Annotated in this window: 21 protein-coding genes; 9 read left to right on the top strand and 12 right to left on the bottom strand. The window is 70.5% G+C overall.

Annotated elements, in window-relative coordinates; all coding sequences use genetic code 11:
* The first annotated feature begins 223 nt into the window (after positions 1–223).
* A complete protein-coding gene (locus tag VLI41_RS07015; protein ID WP_325267353.1) occupies positions 224–487 on the top strand; it encodes a hypothetical protein in 264 nt (87 codons plus the stop codon).
* A 15-nt stretch (positions 488–502) separates the two neighbouring features.
* Here the strand turns inward: VLI41_RS07015 and VLI41_RS07010 are convergent, their stop codons facing one another.
* Positions 503–733, bottom strand: coding sequence for a hypothetical protein (locus VLI41_RS07010; RefSeq protein ID WP_325267352.1), 231 nt, complete (start codon positions 731–733; stop codon positions 503–505).
* A gap of 138 nt (positions 734–871) precedes the next feature.
* Between VLI41_RS07010 and VLI41_RS07005 the strand changes: the two genes are divergently transcribed.
* The 3 genes from VLI41_RS07005 to VLI41_RS06995 all read left to right on the top strand — a co-directional run bounded on the left by VLI41_RS07005 (position 872) and on the right by VLI41_RS06995 (position 2,293).
* Positions 872–1,051, top strand: a complete 180-nt coding sequence (locus VLI41_RS07005) for a rubredoxin (RefSeq protein WP_414692532.1) — start codon at positions 872–874, stop codon at positions 1,049–1,051.
* Positions 1,052–1,132: 81 nt separating this feature from the next.
* Entirely contained in the window at positions 1,133–1,330 is a 198-nt protein-coding gene (locus VLI41_RS07000) for a hypothetical protein (RefSeq protein WP_325267350.1), read from the top strand.
* 36 nt (positions 1,331–1,366) lie between these two features.
* A complete protein-coding gene (locus VLI41_RS06995; protein ID WP_325267349.1) occupies positions 1,367–2,293 on the top strand; it encodes a cation diffusion facilitator family transporter in 927 nt (308 codons plus the stop codon).
* On the opposite strand, the gene VLI41_RS06990 is transcribed toward VLI41_RS06995, so the two are convergent.
* From VLI41_RS06990 to VLI41_RS06955, 8 genes are all read right to left on the bottom strand, one after another.
* The gene (locus VLI41_RS06990; RefSeq protein ID WP_325267348.1) at positions 2,275–2,493 is read right to left on the bottom strand and encodes a hypothetical protein; all 219 of its coding nucleotides are present in this window, start codon (positions 2,491–2,493) and stop codon (positions 2,275–2,277) included. The two genes, VLI41_RS06995 and VLI41_RS06990, sit on opposite strands and share 19 nt — an antisense overlap.
* 79 nt (positions 2,494–2,572) lie before the next feature.
* Positions 2,573–2,953, bottom strand: a complete 381-nt coding sequence (locus tag VLI41_RS06985) for a helix-turn-helix transcriptional regulator (protein ID WP_325267347.1) — start codon at positions 2,951–2,953, stop codon at positions 2,573–2,575.
* A gap of 110 nt (positions 2,954–3,063) precedes the next feature.
* Complete coding sequence (locus tag VLI41_RS06980) at positions 3,064–3,549, bottom strand: NUDIX domain-containing protein (protein WP_325267346.1); 486 nt, start codon at positions 3,547–3,549, stop codon at positions 3,064–3,066.
* Positions 3,550–3,564: 15 nt separating this feature from the next.
* Positions 3,565–4,098 (bottom strand): DUF882 domain-containing protein, encoded by a 534-nt coding sequence (locus tag VLI41_RS06975; RefSeq protein WP_325267345.1) that lies wholly within the window; start codon positions 4,096–4,098, stop codon positions 3,565–3,567.
* A 312-nt stretch (positions 4,099–4,410) separates the two neighbouring features.
* A complete protein-coding gene (locus VLI41_RS06970) occupies positions 4,411–4,908 on the bottom strand; it encodes an N-acetyltransferase (RefSeq protein WP_325267344.1) in 498 nt (165 codons plus the stop codon).
* Between the two features lie 274 nt (positions 4,909–5,182).
* Entirely contained in the window at positions 5,183–6,286 is a 1,104-nt protein-coding gene (locus VLI41_RS06965) for a serine hydrolase (RefSeq protein WP_325267343.1), read from the bottom strand.
* Between the two features lie 155 nt (positions 6,287–6,441).
* Positions 6,442–8,046 (bottom strand): winged helix-turn-helix domain-containing protein, encoded by a 1,605-nt coding sequence (locus VLI41_RS06960; RefSeq protein WP_325267342.1) that lies wholly within the window; start codon positions 8,044–8,046, stop codon positions 6,442–6,444.
* Positions 8,047–8,122: 76 nt separating this feature from the next.
* Positions 8,123–10,465, bottom strand: coding sequence for a heavy metal translocating P-type ATPase (locus VLI41_RS06955; RefSeq protein WP_325267341.1), 2,343 nt, complete (start codon positions 10,463–10,465; stop codon positions 8,123–8,125).
* 65 nt (positions 10,466–10,530) lie between these two features.
* Here VLI41_RS06955 and VLI41_RS06950 point away from each other — a divergent pair, with 65 nt between their 5' ends.
* From VLI41_RS06950 to VLI41_RS06935, 4 genes are all read left to right on the top strand, one after another.
* Positions 10,531–10,806, top strand: a complete 276-nt coding sequence (locus VLI41_RS06950) for a metal-sensitive transcriptional regulator (protein WP_325267340.1) — start codon at positions 10,531–10,533, stop codon at positions 10,804–10,806.
* Positions 10,803–12,110, top strand: a complete 1,308-nt coding sequence (locus VLI41_RS06945; protein WP_325267339.1) for a hypothetical protein — start codon at positions 10,803–10,805, stop codon at positions 12,108–12,110. Before VLI41_RS06950 ends, VLI41_RS06945 begins: the two co-directional genes overlap by 4 nt.
* A gap of 67 nt (positions 12,111–12,177) precedes the next feature.
* Positions 12,178–12,342 carry a hypothetical protein gene (locus VLI41_RS06940; RefSeq protein ID WP_325267338.1) on the top strand — a complete coding sequence of 55 codons (165 nt, stop codon included), beginning with the start codon at positions 12,178–12,180 and terminating at the stop codon, positions 12,340–12,342.
* A 49-nt stretch (positions 12,343–12,391) separates the two neighbouring features.
* On the top strand, positions 12,392–13,948 hold the full coding sequence (locus VLI41_RS06935; protein WP_325267337.1) for a long-chain-fatty-acid--CoA ligase: 1,557 nt from the start codon (positions 12,392–12,394) through the stop codon (positions 13,946–13,948).
* Between the two features lie 18 nt (positions 13,949–13,966).
* On the opposite strand, the gene VLI41_RS06930 is transcribed toward VLI41_RS06935, so the two are convergent.
* The 3 genes from VLI41_RS06930 to VLI41_RS06920 all read right to left on the bottom strand — a co-directional run bounded on the left by VLI41_RS06930 (position 13,967) and on the right by VLI41_RS06920 (position 16,528).
* Positions 13,967–14,311, bottom strand: a complete 345-nt coding sequence (locus VLI41_RS06930; RefSeq protein WP_325267336.1) for a hypothetical protein — start codon at positions 14,309–14,311, stop codon at positions 13,967–13,969.
* Between the two features lie 114 nt (positions 14,312–14,425).
* Positions 14,426–15,844: an MFS transporter gene (locus tag VLI41_RS06925; protein WP_325267335.1), complete on the bottom strand. Its 1,419-nt coding sequence runs from the start codon at positions 15,842–15,844 to the stop codon at positions 14,426–14,428.
* Positions 15,845–15,913: 69 nt separating this feature from the next.
* The gene (locus VLI41_RS06920; protein ID WP_325267334.1) at positions 15,914–16,528 is read right to left on the bottom strand and encodes a glutathione S-transferase family protein; all 615 of its coding nucleotides are present in this window, start codon (positions 16,526–16,528) and stop codon (positions 15,914–15,916) included.
* A 137-nt stretch (positions 16,529–16,665) separates the two neighbouring features.
* Between VLI41_RS06920 and VLI41_RS06915 the strand changes: the two genes are divergently transcribed.
* Positions 16,666–16,896 (top strand): hypothetical protein, encoded by a 231-nt coding sequence (locus tag VLI41_RS06915; protein ID WP_325267333.1) that lies wholly within the window; start codon positions 16,666–16,668, stop codon positions 16,894–16,896.
* The last annotated feature ends 18 nt before the right edge of the window (positions 16,897–16,914 follow it).

Genomic DNA, 16,914 nt, shown 5'->3' with positions numbered 1-16,914 from the left:
GCGCGGGTGAACGAGGTTACCCCGGCGAAACCCTCTTGGTGCACCGCCCCGAAACGCAAGCCCGACTAGCTTCGCGCGTCTGCTGTTCGTCAGACTCATGGCCGACGCTCCGCACGGCGCTCCCGCCGTTCCCTTAGCCGTGCGGAGCGTCACTCCAGCTTCGGCCCGGTCGAGGCGTGGTCCGGCGCTCTCTCCCCCATCGCCACCCGGAACCGAGCGGCCGATGTCCTACCCGCCTGCGGACGACGATCCCGAAGGGCCAAGCCCGGACGGCGCGACCAGGCTGCAGTTGCAGTCGCGGATGACGCGCCTCGGCGAGACCCCGGCCATCCGGCTCAGAGCGGCGGGCGAGCCGGCCTGGGACAGCGGCGTGCTGGTGGTTCTCAGTCTGCGGCTGTTTCGGCGGTTGCTCGTCCTGGCGCGCGCCGTCCGGCTGCGCCGCAGCGCGCGGCGCGGGCCCCGCCGGCGGCTGGATATCCGCGTCTGACCTGCGCCGGTCGGCTCAGGCCGCGGCGGCGCGCGGCGAGGGCGTCTCCTGGCCGCTCAGCAACAGGCGCGCCGCCTCGGGCGGCGACAGCTCGAGCAGCAGGCTGATGGAAGACTCGCCCTGCAGACCGGTGGTGACCAGCTGGGTGCGCCGGTCGCCCAGGTCGATCAGGCAGACGACCTGGCTGGGGTTGACGTAGACGTTGCGTCCACCCGCGCCCGCCAGAGGCATTGGGATCAGTTTCATCGGGCTCTCCACCGCTCGCGCCACTGTCGGCCGGCCGCCTGGAAAAGCCCTGAAGGAAGATGGTTTCGGCGGCTTAACTTCGCCGGACGCGCTTCGCATTTGCCACCGCTCGCCGGTCATGGCGCAATGAGCGCCGCCGTGACCGAGACCCCCTACAGGACCTGGCAGTGCCGCACCTGCGGCTATCTGTACGACGAGGCGGCCGGCGATCCGGACGAGGGCCTCGCGCCGGGCACGCGGTGGTCCGATATCCCGGAAGACTGGGCCTGTCCCATGTGCGGCACGCCGAAGAGCGATTTCGACATGCTCGAGCTCTGAGGCGCAGGCGTATCGGCCGGACATCGGGAACAGGCGCGCCGCCGCACGAGTCCTTGCGCCTGAGCGACAAGGAGACCCGCCATGGCCGAGAGGCAGCAAGAACAGCCCGCCCGATCGCCAAGCGACCGCGGCCCGCCGAACGCCAAGCCGCGGCAGCGCGGCTCCCGCTGGGGCGACCCGAAGGCGGATTCGGCCGAGCCCGACCGCGACGTGGGCGCCGGCGGCCAGATCGACGACGGACCCGGCATCTCGCCGGGCGGCGGGCGCAAGCACGCCTGAGGCGGGAGCCCTGCCCTGAACGGCTCGACCCGCGTCGTGCTGGCGGCGCTCGCCGGCAACCTGGCGATCGCCGCGGCCAAGCTCGCGGCCTACGTCTTCACGGGCAGCTCCGCCATCCTGACGGAGGCGATCCACTCGCTGGTGGACACCGGCGACCAGGGTCTGCTGCTGCTCGGCATGCGCCGCGCCGGCCGGCCGCCGGACGCGGGCCATCCCTTCGGCCACGGGATGGAGGCCTATTTCTGGTCCTTCGTCGTGGCCCTGATGATCTTCGCGCTCGGCGGCGCCGCCTCGGTGTGGCAGGGCCTGCACAAGCTCGCTGCGCCCGCCCCGATCGAGCGGCCATGGATCAATCTCGTGGTGATCGGGCTCGCCATGTTGGCGGAGGGCTCGTCCTTCGTGGTGGCGCTAAGGGCGCTCAACCGGATCCGCGCCGACACGCCCCTGCTGCGCTCGATCCGGCGCAGCAAGGACCCCAACATCTTCTCGGTGATCCTCGAGGACGGGGCGGCGCTGGTGGGCCTGGTGCTGGCGCTCGCCGGCGTGTCGGCCTCGGCCTTCCTGGGCCTGGGCTGGGCCGATGGCGCGGCCTCGATCGCCATCGGGCTGCTGCTCGTGCTGGTCGCGGCCTTCCTGGCCAACGAGACCCGCAGCCTGCTGACGGGCGAGGCCGCCGCGCCGCGGGTGGTGGCGCGCATCCGCGCGGTGCTGGAGAGCGACCGGCGCGTGGCCGCGATCCCGGAGGTCCTCACCGTCCACCTCGGCCCGCAGGAGATCCTGGTGGGCCTGACCCTGCACCTGCAGGATCGCCTCAGCCGCCAGGAGCTCGAGACCGCGCTCGATGAGCTGATCGGGCGGATCAGGGCCACGGACCCGCGGATCACGCGGGTGTTCATGCGCCCCACGGCAGGGGGCGAGACCGATCCGCCGCTCGCCCGGCGGCCTCAGGCCATGGCGAAGTAGCGGCGGGTGCCGACGACGCGGCTCGCCCGGTCGCAGATCACCAGCAGCACGTCGGCCCCGCAGCGGGCGAGGCACGCGGCCAGGCTGCGGGCCTTCTCCTCGGCGCGGGCGCCGGACAGGAACATGAGATCGGCGATGCCGGCGGACTGAACCCGCCACCCGCCCTCGACGGGCGACACCCTGACTTGCAGATCGGTCATCGGACAACTCCCGAGATGACCTTCGCGCGGCGGCGGCTCGGACGCCAATCAACTGGGCGCGAGCGGCGGCGCGCCGGCCTCACTTCTCCCGGGCGAGACTGCGGGCGAGCTCGAGCACGGCGCGGCGCACGCCGGGCGAGCGGATCTGCGAAAGCGCCTCGAGCATCGGCCCCGCCTCCGGCTGGGTCAGGGGCTCGCTCGCGGAGCCGTCGGCGCTCGCCGCGGCGCCCAGCTCCTGCACTTCGCCGACCAGATCGGAGACCTGGCAGCCCAGGGCCTGGCAGATGCGGACCATGGTGGAGAAGCTGACGCGGTTGGAGCCGCGCTCGTACTTCTGGACCTGCTGGAACGAGACGCCGATCGCTTCGCCCAGCGCCGATTGGCTCAAGCCGCGTGCGTGGCGCCTGAGCCGGATGGCCAGTCCAAGCGCCTGATCAAGCCTGTCGGGCCCTTCCTCCATGCGGCTCCCCTCTGTGCCTAACAGTTGTTCAGCTGTCTCCCCTCTAGCCGAAAACACGGGACGTTGCATCACGTCGGTCTGCGAGCGGATCAGATTTCGCAACCTGCGCGTCAGTCGCGTGGGCCGGGAGCCCGCGAGCCCAGGCGCGCCAGCGCCTCCAGGATGAGCGGCTTCTGGCCCAGGTGGATCTTCCGGAGCGCCTCGGCCGGGCCGAAGTAGCGGGCGCGGTCGACTTCCGGGAAGCTCTGCATCCGGCCCGACCCGCGCGGCCACTCCATCTCGAAGCTGTTGCTCTCCAGCCGGGAGAGATCGAGGTCGGCCTCGACCAGCCAGGCGTGGATGAGCTTGCCGGCCCTGGTCCGGCACGGCGACAGCGGCTGCGGGTCGCCTTCGATCGGCTGGCCGAGCTCCTCACGGAATTCGCGCGCCGCCGCGGTCCAGGTCTCCTCGCCGGCCTCGACGAGGCCCTTGGGGATCGACCAGGCCGCCTCGTCGCGGCGGGCCCAGAACGGGCCGCCGGGATGCGCCAGCAGGAATTCCGGCTCACCGCCGCGGCGGCGATAGACCAGGACCCCGGCGCTGACCTCCTTCGGCATGGCGGGATGGGCGGCTCACCAGCGCCGGACGCGACCCACGTCGACGTGGACGAAATCGGAGTCGGGATAGTAGCCGACGCCGCCCCGCCGGAGGTCGAGGGCGGCGTCGCGCAGGTGGGCGAGGTCGACCCCGGGGAGGCGGATGTCCATGGCCATACCCTGCATGTGCAGGCTGTGGGCCGCCACGCCGTGGCTGCGCTCGCGCAGGGCGGCGTTGGTCGCGGGCGAACGGTAGCCGGAGATCACCTGGACCGTCTGGTCGCTCTCGACTCTATTGCGCAGGATGCTCACCAGATCCAGCAGGCCCGGCGCGATGGGATGCGCCTCGCCCGTGCGGAAATCGCGCAACAGGTGGTTCATCGCCTCGAGCGCGTCCGGCAGGTAGGCGCCGTCCTCGAAGTAGGTCGCCCTGAGCGACTCGCCGGTGTGCAGGTTATGGAGCGACAGGCTGCGCGGCGCGGTCGCGGCGGCCAGGGCGCGCGGGCCGAACAGTCCGGCGCCGGCGAGGCCCAAGGCGGCCTTCAGCAGATCACGACGATGCGCACGCATGGCGGCTCCCAAGATCGCCTTCGCCCCGAGCCGGACTATAGGCGGGCGATCAGCCTCCACAATTGGCCGGGGGGCGCGGCAAAGCTGCGCAGGCGCAGGGCCATCGCGGCCAACGCGGAAGGACGCGGTCGGACGATCGGCCCACCGCTCATCCCCGCGGGCGGCCAGATGCGATGCGATGAGCTTGTCTGGCGGCGAAAGCCATCGCGTCACCAGCGCCGGTTGTATCCACGTTGGATGGGTCGAGGCGGGCGGCGAGACTCCGCTCAGGATGATTGGGAGCGGCCCCTGAATGAGAGGCCGCGTTCGGCTTTACGAAGCGTCGAAGCCCGGGTGGAAGGTAACCTCGCCGCTTGGTCGGGAGCCGTTGAGGGTCAAGCACTGGAAGGCGCCGGGCGGGGCGCCGACATCGTAGAGGTCTGGATCGCTCTCAAACCCGAAACGGCAATAATACGCCGGGTCACCGAGGAGAACGCACCCGCCTGCCCTTATGGATTGGAGGCGTTCCAGTCCTTCGCGGATCAGGGCCTGACCGATGCCCAGCCGCTGGCGACCCGGCCACACGGACACGGGTCCGAGGGCGTACCAGTCGCTCGCCTCGCCATTGATCTTGACGGGAGAGAAAGCGACATGGCCGACGATATTCCCGGCCTCCGTCGCCACGAGCGAAAGCGTCAACGCGCCTGCCGCTCTCAAGGCGTCGACGACCTTGGCTTCGGTCTGATCGCTGAACGGCATGCCTTCAAAAGCCGCGTCGGTGAGCGCGTGGATCGCGGCCGCGTCGTCTAGACGCTCCTGTCGGATTTGCATGATGATGAACCTGCAGGGAACCTAACGGGCAGCCGCCCGGTAAGCCGCGATCTCCGCGGCCCTGGTAGCTGCTGCGACGTGTCTCGCATCGGCGAGACGCTCAGCGGTTTCCCACAGTCTCTGACATGATCTTGCCGTAGCGCACCCGCCATGAAACGCAAGCACTCGCCCAGTCCGCCATGGGCGGGAGGGGTCATTTGCCTGCATACAGGCAGGAACGTGACTCTTCGGCCGTCAGCGCGAGGTGGATCGCTGACCTTCGGACGGCGACGGATCAAGCGTCTGCGATGGCGCGGAACAGCGCGAGGCAATCGCCCACCCGATAGGACTCGGGCTGGCGGTCGGCGCCGTATCGGCGGAACGCCGCGGTCTGGGCGACGACCGTGCGGGTCCCCGGGTCGACGCAGACGAACTGGTTGTAGACGCCGATGGCGCAATAGGCGCCGTTGCCCGGCGCCCACCACTGAAAGCCGTAGCCCAGGGAAGAGTCGGCGCCCGGCCGCGGTCCCGGCATGAGGTGAGGCGCGTCCGGCGTCACCGAGGCCCTCACCCAAGCTTCCGAGAGGAGCCGGCGCCCGTTCCAGACGCCGCCATTACGATAGAGTTCGCCGAGCCTGGCGTAGTCGCGCAGGACGGCGTTCAGCCCCCCGGCGGCCATTTCGGCGCCGGTCGAATCGACGACCCAGAAGGCGTCCGCCTCAGCGCCGAGCGGGTCCCAGAGCTTCTCGCGGAGGTATTCGGTGAGCGAGCGGCCGGTCGCGCCGCGCACGACCATCCCGAGGACATGGGTGTCGGTGGAGTTGTAGCGATTGAACGTGCCCGGCTCGCGACTGCGGACGCAACCCGCGGCGAAGGCGTCGATCGACCCGCCGTCCGCCAGCATGCGGAGCCATCTGTTTATGTCCGACTCGGGATCGCTGTAGTCCTCGTTCCAGCGCGCGCCGGACGACATCTGCAGCACGTCCTTAAGCCGCACGCCATCGTAGGCGCCGCCCTTCAGCATCGGCGCGTAGAGGCAGACGGGCTCCTCGACGGACCCGATGGCGCCCTCGTCAATGGCGAGGCCGACGAGCGCCGAGACGAACGACTTGCCCACTGACCATGAGGCCGACTGCGTGGTCGCGTCGTTGCCCAGCCAATAGCGTTCGAACACGCGCCGACCGTCCCTCAGCACCAGCAGGCCCGTGGTCTCCATCTCGGAAAGGAACTGCGCCGTGTCGAGGGTCCTGCCCTCGAACTCGAACGCTGCCGGAATGTCCAATGGCTCGCCCGCCTCGAACGGCGCGGCCTTCGAGGCGCGGCGCACGACGCGGACCGGATAGATGGTCGCCATCTCCCGAAAGTTTTCGACCTGCGAGCCGCCCTGAAACAGGCCCATGGGGCGGGTCATCCATTGCGACGCCATCAACGTCCCCCCAGAAAGGCTGGCCGCCGTCCCGATTGCTTGGGCTATGCGCGGCGCCTGCGCAACACGGTTCGGCTCAGGCTCCGCAACGGATCGAAAGCCGAGATCGGCATTGCCGGCCTCGGAGGCTAACGCACCCGGCGCACGGCGCGGCTGTGCGGATTTCCCGGGTCCTCGATCAAGCTCAGGCCGTCGAGGAACAGGGCCCGGTAGCGAGCCCCCGGGAACCAGATCCGCACGAACTTCTCGATCCGGCCGGCGTCGCTGCGTTCGAAGTTCGCCAGTTCCTGGCGGCCCGCATCGCGCTCGCCGAGATGGCCGTGAAGCGAGGCCAGGATGGCGTGGCTAAGCGGCAGGCGGTGGGTGGTCGTACGGAACAGGGCGAGCGCCTCGTCGAACCGGCGCTGCTGGAATCGCGCAGAGGCGAGATACATCCGGGCGAAGCCGCTGCGGTTCGAGATCGGATCCAGGCGCAGCGACCGTTCGAGATGACCCGCCGCCAGGTCGGGCTCTCCGGCCCTGAGCCGGATCGAGCCGCTGATCAGCCACACGAAGGCGGAGGCGGGGTTGAGCGAAATGGCTTCCTCGGCGAGGGCCAGACCGCGATCCTGGCTGTCGTCCAGGCCCGATACCCCGGCCGCGACATGGGCGATCACCCTGGCGTCGCGGGGCGCCGCCACCAGCGCGCGCTGGGCGTAGGCCAGGCCGCGCCGGCGGAACATCTCGGTGTCGTCCGACCATTCATGATCGACGACCTGGCGATGGCAGACGACCGAATGTCCAAGCGCGACGGCGAACGTCGGATCGAGCCCGATCGCGCGCTCCAGGAGCTCGATGGACTCCAGCATCGCGGCCTTGCCCGAGAGCCGGAACTGCTCCAGCGCGCGCAGCAGGAGATCGTAGCTGTCGTGATCGGCCGGCGCGCCGCGCGAGGCCGCGGCGAGACCGATGTCCTCGACCATGGCTTCGAGCGCTCCGGCCAGACGTTCGGCGACTCGATCCTGGATGGCGAAGACATCCCCGCCGGCGTCCTCGACGCGGTCAGCCCACAGCTCCGCGCCGGTGCGCCCATCGATCAGATGGACCGTCACCCGGATGCGCTCGCCATCGCGTCGGACGCTTCCATCGAGCAGGTAGTCGACGCCGAGCTCCCGCGCCGCTTCGCGCGGCGTCAGATTCCGCCCCTCGAGAATGATCCCGGCGCCGGCCGAGATCACCTCGAAGGTGGTGAACAGCGACAGCGACGTCACGATCTCCTCGACGATGCCTTCGGCGAGATAGCCGTGTGAGGGATCGGGACTCAGGGTTGTGAACGGCAGGACGGCCATGCGCGGCCGGTGGGCCCGTCGCACGGAAGAGGCCGGCGTCGAGCCGGCCGAGCTCGGCTCGAGCCGGTAGCCGACCCCCGGGATGGTCATGATCTCGAACGGAGGGTCCGTCCAGCTGGAGGCGAGCCGGCGCAGCTGGCCGATGCACCTGTCGACCGCGTCATCGGAGACCGACAGTCCGGCCCAGCAGCGGATGACCAATTCGCGCCTGGAAACGACTTCGCTGGTGCTGGTCGCCAGTGCGACGAGGACCTGCATGACCCGCCGCTGCACGGTCTGGACCTCGCCGTCGGCCTCCACGTGGCGCCGCGAGGGCCGGATGCAACACCGCCCCAGCCTGAAATCGGCCTCTCGCGCCAAGTCGACCCGACTTGGGGGAATGTAGTCGTACGAAAGCTTGTCCATTGAGACGGCGACGCCCCCGACACCGAACCAGGATATATCATCTCGAGCGGTTGTGTCGCCTCTGTCGCCTCTTGCTTCATAGCTTGGCCGCGGACAGGCGCAGCGCATTGCTGATCACGCTGACCGACGAGAGCGCCATGGCGGCGGCGGCGATCTGCGGCGACAGCAGCCAGCCCAAGGCCGGGTAGAGCGCCCCCGCCGCGATCGGAATGCCGGCGGCGTTGTAGACGAAGGCGAAGGCGAGGTTCTGGCGGATGTTGCGCATCACCGCACGCGAGAGGCGGCGGGCGCGGACCAGCCCCCCGAGGTCGCCCTGCAGCAGGGTGACCCCGGCGCTCTCGATCGCCACGTCGGCGCCCGCGCCCATGGCGATCCCTACGTCCGCGGCGGCGAGCGCCGGGGCGTCGTTGACGCCGTCGCCGGCCATCGCCACCGAGCGGCCCTCGGCCATGAGCCTCCGGACCACCTTGGCCTTGTCCTGCGGCAGGACCTCCGCCTGGACCTCAGCGATGCCGAGCGCCTTCGCCACCGCCTCGGCCGTGGTGCGGTTGTCGCCGCTCAACATCACCAGGCGAACGCCTTCGGCCGCGAGTGCGCGGACAGCCTCGTGCGTCGTGGCCTTCACCGGATCGGCGATCCCGAGAACGCCCGCGAGCCGCCCGTCCACGGCGGCGAAGATGGCCGTCGCGCCCTCCCGGCGGAAGCTCTCGGCCGCCGCGGCCAGCGGGGCGACATCGATCCCCTGCTCCTGCATCAGCGGCGCGCCGCCGAGCACGATGCGCTTGCCGTCCACCACGCCGAGCACGCCCAGGCCGGCCGGCGAGTCGAACCCGCTCGCTTCGGAGAGCACGAGGTTGCGGTCCTTGGCGGCGCGCAGGATGGCCTCGGCCAGCGGGTGCTCGCTGCCGCGCTCCAGGCTGGCGGCGAGTCGCACGAGCTCGGCCTCGTCGTGGCCTGGCGCAGGCCGGACCGCGGTGACCGCCGGGCGCCCTTCCGTCAGGGTGCCGGTCTTGTCGACGACCAGGGTGTCGATCCTCTCGAAGCGCTCGAGCGCCTCGGCGTCCTTGAACAGCACGCCCGCCTGCGCGCCGCGGCCCACCCCCACCATGATCGACATCGGCGTCGCCAGCCCCAGCGCGCAGGGACAGGCGATGATCAGCACCGAGACGGCGGCCACCAGGGCATAGGCGAGCCGCGGTTGCGGGCCGACCGCGGCCCACGCGACGAAGGCGATCGCGGCGACGGCGATCACCGCCGGCACGAACCAGGCCGACACCCGGTCGGCCGTGCGTTGCACCGGCGCGCGGCTGCGCTGCGCCTCGGCGACCAGCTGGACGATGCGGGCGAGCAAGGTCTCGGCGCCGACCTTCTCCGCGCGCATGACGAAGGAGCCGGTCTTGTTGATCGAGCCCGCGACCACCTTGGCGCCGGCTTCCTTGGTGACCGGCATGGATTCGCCGGTGACCAGGGACTCGTCGAGCGAGGCGCGGCCGTCGAGGATCTCGCCGTCGACGGGGACCTTCTCGCCCGGGCGCACCCGCAGACGGTCGCCGGCCTGGACCAGGCCGAGGGCGACCTCCTCATCCGCGCCGTCGGCGCGCAGGCGCCGCGCGGTCTTGGGCGCCAGGTTGAGCAGCGCCCTGATCGCCCCGGAGGTGCGCTCGCGCGCCCGAAGCTCCAGCACCTGGCCGAGCAGCACCAGGACGGTGATCACCGCCGACGCCTCGAAATAGACCGGAACCGCACCGGCGGCGTCGCGCAAGGCGGGCGGGAAGGCGCCCGGCGCGAGCACGGCCGCGACGCTGTAGAGCCAGGCGACGCCGACGCCCATGGCGATGAGCGTGAACATGTTGAGCTTGCCGGTGCGCAGGGAGGCCCAGCCGCGCACGAAGAACGGCCAGCCCGCCCACAACACGACAGGGCTCGCCAGCGCGAACTGGGCCCAGTTCGACGTCTGCGGCGCGAGCAGTATTCGGCCGGTCACGTGACCGCCCATTTCGAGCACGAACACCGGAACCGTCAGGACGAGGCCGATCCAGAACCGGCGGCTCATCTCGGCCAGCTCGGGGCTCGGGCCGGCGTCGGCCGTCACCGTCGCCGGCTCCAGGGCCATGCCGCAGATCGGGCAGGCGCCTGGGCCTTCCTGCCGGATCTCGGGGTGCATGGGGCAGGTGTAGATGGTCCCGGGCGGCGCGGGTGGAGAAGGCTCGGCCGGGGCGGGCGACAGGTACCTGCCGGGGTCTGCGACGAACTTCGTCCGGCAGCCGTTCCCGCAGAAGTGATAGGTGCGCCCCTCGTGCTGGGCGTGGTGCGGGGAGGTTGCGGGGTTCACCCTCATGCCGCAGACCGGATCGGTCGCGGCGTCGCCGTCCGCCGGCGGCTGGTCGTGCTGGTGATGCGGGTGATGGGAATGAGCCATGGGCCCACAGGTATACCCCCGCTGGGCATATTGCAATTACCGGGGGCGGGTATATGCTGCCGTCCATGAAAGACCAGAACAAGCCCGGCCTGTTGAATCGCCTTAAGCGCGTCGAGGGGCAGGTCCGCGGCATCGCCCGGATGGTGGAGGACGAGCGCTACTGCATCGATATCCTGACCCAGGTGCAGGCGGTGCGAGCTGCGCTTGCCCGAGTCGAGACGGAGATCCTCAACGATCACCTCGGCCACTGCATCGAAGGCGCCATCGTCAGCGGTGACAAGAACGAACAGCGCAAGAAGGCGGCCGAGCTGATCGAGCTCCTCGAACGGACGCACAGATGAGACTGCTGCTGGCGACGGCCGCCGCGGCCGCCCTCTTCGCGGCGCCGGCGTTGGCGCAGGACCCCGGACACGACATGCCCATGCCGGCCCAACCGCAGCCGACGTCCGACATGGCCGGGATGTCGGGCATGCGGAGCATGATGTCCGCCGCGCTCGGCGACTATGCGATCAACCGCGAGGCCTCGGGCACCTCGTGGCAGCCGGACGCCTCGCCGCACGCGGGCCTGCACCTGATGCAAGGCCCCTGGATGGTGATGGTCCACGCCACCATCGATGGGGTCTATGACTGGCAGCAGGGCCCGCGCGGCGGCGACAAGGCCTTCGTCTCGGGCATGCTGATGGCGATGGCCAAGCGCGAAGTGGGCGACAGGGGGACGGTGCAGCTGCGCGCCATGCTCAGCCCCGAGCCGTTCATGGGAAAGAGCGGCTTCCCCGAGCTCTTGCAGACCGGCGAGACGGCGAACGGGGTCACGCCGCTGGTCGACCGGCAGCACCCGCACGACCTGTTCATGGAGCTCTCGGGCGCCTACGCCTACCGGCTGGCGCGGCAGGACAGTCTGTTCGTCTACGCAGGCCTGCCGGGCGAGCCGGCGTTCGGGCCGCCGGCCTTCATGCACCGGCTGTCGATCATGGACTCACCCGAGGCGCCGATCACCCACCACTGGCTGGATTCCACCCATATCAGCATGGGCGTGGTGACCGCGGGCTACATCCACCGGAACTGGAAGCTCGAGGTCTCGCGGTTCCGCGGCCGCGAGCCCGACCAGCACCGCTTCGACATCGAGGCTCCGAAGCTCGACTCCACGGCCGCCAGGATCTCCTGGAATCCAAGCGCCAACTGGGCGCTGCAGGCCTCCTGGGCCGACCAGAAGAGCCCCGAGCAGCTGGAGCCCGATGAGAACATTCGCCGCTGGTCGGCGAGCGCGATCTACACCGTCCCGTTCGGCCATGGCGGCTACTGGTCGACGACCGCGGCCTGGGGCCGGCGCACGAGCGCGCATGGCGACCTGGACGGCTATGCGCTGGAGAGCGCTGTCAGGCCGAACCTCGACTGGACGATCTTCGCGCGCGCCGAGCGGGTCGCGAGCGACGAGCTCGCCCTGCCGCCGGGCGCGCATGGGCCGGCGGTCACGGTCGGCAAGGTCTCGGTCGGGGCGGTGCGGGACTTCAGCCTCACCCCACACTGGAGCTTTGGCGTCGGCGGCCTCTACGCGATCAACTTCGTGCCGGGCGCGCTTCGCGCCTCCTATGGCCGCAGCGAGCCGCAGGGGGCGATGGGCTTCGTGCGGTTCAAACTCGACTGAATCCGCGCGCCTGCGGAACCGGCGGCAAAGCGCAGCTGTTTGACAGCGTCAGCATGGAGAAGAGGCCATGACCACGCTGCGTCGCGCCATCCGGCAGAAGCCGCCGCCCATCGTCGTGAGGGTGCGCCGGACCCGGCGCCGCACGGCCAGCCCGCTCGGGCCGCGCATCCGCCGCGACGCCGCGCCGGACGACCTGTCGAGCCTGATCCTCTACGGCCAGGCCGGCGCCTGAGCGGCTTCGCCGTGGCGGCGCGGGACCGGATGCGCTAGCAATCCGGGCGATGAGCGATCCGATCCGGCGTCTCGCCGACATTCCCCGCGTCCAGGCCGCCAGCTTCGGCGCACGCACCGCCGTCGAGATCGAGGATCGACGGCTCAGCTACGCAGAGCTGGACGCGCGCGCCCGCCGCGCCGCGGGGCTGCTGGCGGCGCAGGGCGTCCGGCCCGGCCAGCGCATCGCCTGGCTCGGCCGAAGCTCCGAGGCGTTCTTTGAGATCTTCTTCGGCGCGGCGCTGGCGCGGGTGTGCCTCGCGCCGATCAACAGCCGCCTGGCGATCCCGGAGATCGCCTTCATCCTGAAGGATTCCGGCGCCGAGCTGTTCTTCGTGACGCCGGAGTTCTTCGCCGCCGCCGAGCAAGTGGTGCAGCAGGTGGACCGGCCGATCGGGCTGATCGGCGTGGGCGGCCACTGCGCCGGCTTCGAGAGCTACGAGGCCCTGCGCGACGCGGCGCCCGAGCCGCCGCCCTCGGAGCCCCGGGCCGAAGATGACGTGCTGCAGCTCTACACCTCCGGCACCACCGGCCTGCCCAAGGGCGTGCGGCTCAACAACGCCAACTACACCGCCTTCCTCGACCTGCGCACCCAGGTGGAAGGCTTCGACTACGGGCCGGACGACACCGTGCTGATCGTCATGCCGCTGTTCCACGTGGCCGGGACCAACATCAGCTTCTCCGGCCTGGCGGCGGGCGGGCGGGTGATCCTGCTGCCGGAGTTCCGGCCGGCCGAGGTGCTGCGGCTGATCGAACAAGAGCGCGTGGCGCACGTCTTCCTGGTGCCGGCGATGATCAACATGCTGCTGCAGGCGCCGGAGATCGCGACGGCGGACCTCTCCAGCCTGAAGACCATCGCCTACGGCGCCTCGCCGATCGGCGAGGCGGTGCTGGCGCAGGCCAAGGCGCGGTTCGGCTGCGGCTTCATCCAGTTCTATGGCATGACCGAATCCACCGGCGCGGGGACCTACCTGCCGCCGGCCGCGCACGAGGGCGAGCTCTTGCGCTCGTGCGGCAAGCCGTGGCCCACCATCGAGGTGAAGATCCTGCGCGACGACGGCTCCAACGCCGAGGTCGGCGAGATCGGCGAGATCGCGATGCGCTGCGAGCTGGTCATGGCGGGCTACTGGAACCGGCCGGAAGCCACCGCCGAGACGGTCACGCCGCAGGGCTGGCTCAGGACCGGCGACGCCGGCTACCGCGACGCCGAGGGCTACTTCTTCGTCCACGACCGGGTGAAGGACATGATCGTCTCCGGCGGCGAGAACGTCTATCCGGCCGAGGTCGAGAACGCGATCATGGGCGCGCCCGGCGTCGCCGACGTGGCGGTGATCGGCGTGCCCGACGAGCGCTGGGGCGAGGCGGTGAAGGCCATAGTGGTCCCGGCGCCTGGCGCCAGGCCCGAGCCCGAGGCGATCATCGCCTGGGCGCGGGCGCGGATCGCCGGCTTCAAGGCGCCGAAGTCGGTGGACTTCATCGAGGCCCTGCCGCGCAACGCCTCGGGCAAGGTGCTGCGCCGCGAGCTGCGCAAGCCCTACTGGGAAGGTCGGCAGAGGATGGTGGGTTAGGGGCCGGCGAGGCGGCGATCAGCCCCCGCAATTGTCCATGAAGTCCGACACGTCGCCGTCGTAGCTGAGCGCAAAGTTCCCGACGGCGGTGTCGGCGCACATGACCACCTGGATCTTGTTAGACAGCGCGCACCTGCCTCCGTAGATCGTTTGCACTTTGCCGGGGTGCGCCTGCCGTAGCTCCGTGCAGTGCGCAACCCGTGCTGTTGATCCGATGCTCCTCAGCCCTGTGTTGAACTCATGCGCCGCCTGCACTTCGGCCGGCCGCTCTCGCACGAGCTCCGAGGCAAGACCGTGATCACTCCGGCCTGCGGCGGATGCCGAGGGCGCCAACATCAACATCATGGCGATGGCCACCTTCACGGCTGCACCTTCTCACCCAGACCAGCCGATAGACCACAACCGCCTGCGCCGTGCGACCCCTCATCCGTCGGGCTTCGCCCGACACCTTCTCCCGCAAGGGGAGAAGGATGTTGGCTAGGCTGCGAGTTGGCCGATCTCGTCACGGGGCGGGCGTGACGGCGGTGCGAGCTTCAGGCGGAGCAGGCTGACCAGGGCGGCGAGCGCGGCGACGCCGGCGGCGGTGGCGAGCGCGACCGTGGTGGCGTGTGTGCCGGCGAGGTGGAAGAAGACCGCCGTGGTGACCGCGCCGGCGGTCTGGCCCAGCAGGCGCGCCGTGGCCAGCATGCCGCCGGCCGCGCCGGAACGGTGCATGGGCGCAGAATCCAGCATCGCGCGGTTGTTCGGCGACTGGAAGAAGCCGAATCCCATGCCGCAGACCGCCATCCGCCAGACGATGTCCAGGTTGGAGGCGCCCGGGTGGATCATCGAAAGCAGCGTCAGCCCGACCGCGAAGACGCCCAGGCCGATCCCGCCCAGCAGGCCCGCGGGATAGCGGTCGGCGAGGCGGCCGGCGAACGGGGCGGTGAGGCCCACCGCCAGCGGCCAGGGCGTCATCAGGAAGCCGGTCGCCACCGCGCTGCGGCCGAGCACGCCCTGGAAGTAGAAGGGCAGCGAGACGTAGGCCAGCATCTGGGCGGCGAAGGAGACGATCGAGGTCGCGATCGACAGCCCGAAGATCGGGATGCGCAGCAGGTCGAACGGCACCAGCGGCGCGGGCCGGCCCAGCTCGCGGCAGGTGAGCAGGCCCGCCGCCATGGCCCCGATGGCCAGCTCGACCAGACCCAGCACGAGGCTCTGGCGCACCACGCCCTCCGCGCCCATGATCAGGAAACCGAAGGCGACGGCGTTGAGGATCGCCGAGGTCACGTCGAGCTTGCGGCCCGAGCCCTCGGTGCGCGGCAGGGCCCGCGACGCGATGGCGATGGTCACCACCCCGATCGGCACGTTGATCGCGAACAGCCACTCCCACGAGGCGATCGAGAGGATGCCCGAGGCGACCGTCGGCCCGATCGCCGCCGAGATGGAGATCACCACCGCGTTCAGGCCGATGCCCTGGCCGAGCATCCGCTGCGGATAGGTCTGGCGGACCAGGGCGGCGTTGATGCTCATGATCCCGCCGGCGCCCAGGCCCTGCAGCACGCGGGCCGTGGTGAGCTGGACGAGCGAGTGCGACAGGGCGCAGCCCAGCGAGCCCACGGTGAAGATCGCCAGGCCCGCCATGTAAACGCGACGGTAGCCCAGCTTGTCGCCGAGCGCGGCCAGCGGCAGCAGGGTGACGGTGATCGCCAGCTGGTAGGCGTTGACGATCCAGATCGAGCCCGCCGGCGAGGCCTGCAGCTCGCGCGCGATGGTCGGCAGGGCGACGTTGGCGATCGCGCCGTCCAGCACCGACATCAGCATCGCCAGCCAGATGGTCGCCACCGACCAGTAGCGGCGCGGGACGGGCAGGCCGTCCGGCGCACCGGAGGCGGGCGCGGCGCGGGTGTCAGCCACCGGTCTCTGCATGGGCGGCAAAACCCATCAAGCCGCCCTTCGATCCCGCGGGGATCGGCCCGCTCCGCCTCAGGCGCTGGCCGCCGCGCTCGGCCGCGCCTTCACGCGCTCGAACCAGGCGGTGAGCTTCTCGAAGCCGGGATCGAGCGGCTGGCCCACCTGGCCGCCGAAGTCGATGAAGCTGAAGAGCAGGATGTCGGCGAGGGTGAAGCGGCTTCCCGCGAGCCACGGTCCCTTGAAATTGGTCTCCAGCCAGGTCTCGCCGTCCTTGGCCATGGACTTCAGTCCCGCCGCGGCCTCCGGCACGGTCAGGATGCGGTCCTTGAACAGCTGCAGGCCCTCGCTGAAGCGGAAGCCGTTGGCCAGCGGCTCGCAGATCTTCAGGTCCACACGGCGGGTCCACATCCGCGTCTCGGCGCGCTGCTCGGGCGTCGCGCCGATCAGCGGTGGGTTCGGATGCTTTTCCTCGAGGTATTCGCAGATGGCGGTGATCTCCGACAGGTGCGAGCCGTCGTCGAGCTCCAGGCACGGCGACTGGCCGGCCGGATTCTTCGAGGTGTAGGGCGCGCGCCGGTTCTCCGCGCCCATCAGGTCGATGTCCTGGCGGGGCACGTCGATGCCCTTCTCGGCGATGAACATCTTCACGGCCCGCGGATTGGGGCCGATGGACTGGTAGAGCTTCATGTGCGCCTCCCGGGACAGGAGGCGGACCCTACGGGCTTGCCGCTGCGGCGGTCAACGAATCACGAATCGGGCGCCGCCAGAGATTTCTGTTCTCTTAACTGTGGCGTTCTGTCGCGGAAAATGGCATAAGGCGGCCCATGACCGACCGACAGCTGAAACCAGACCTCCAGGGGTCGAGCGAGACGCTCGATGACCTGCTTGAGCGCCTCCGGTCCCTGTCCAAGCACCCTATCCGGCCCAAGGGACGCGGCGGCCCGCCCGGATTCGGACATTTCGTGAGTTCCCGCCGCCCGCCGGGCGGCGCCGGCGCCGCGGAAGCCCCGATCCCGGTGGATCGCGGCCTGGCCGACGCCTGCGCGGCGACCTGAACCGGCGCTGACCGCGCC

Source organism: Phenylobacterium sp. (assembly GCF_035475775.1).
In the GTDB taxonomy this organism is placed as follows: Bacteria; Pseudomonadota; Alphaproteobacteria; order Caulobacterales; family Caulobacteraceae; genus Phenylobacterium.
This window is presented reverse-complemented; position numbering and strand designations above follow the sequence as displayed.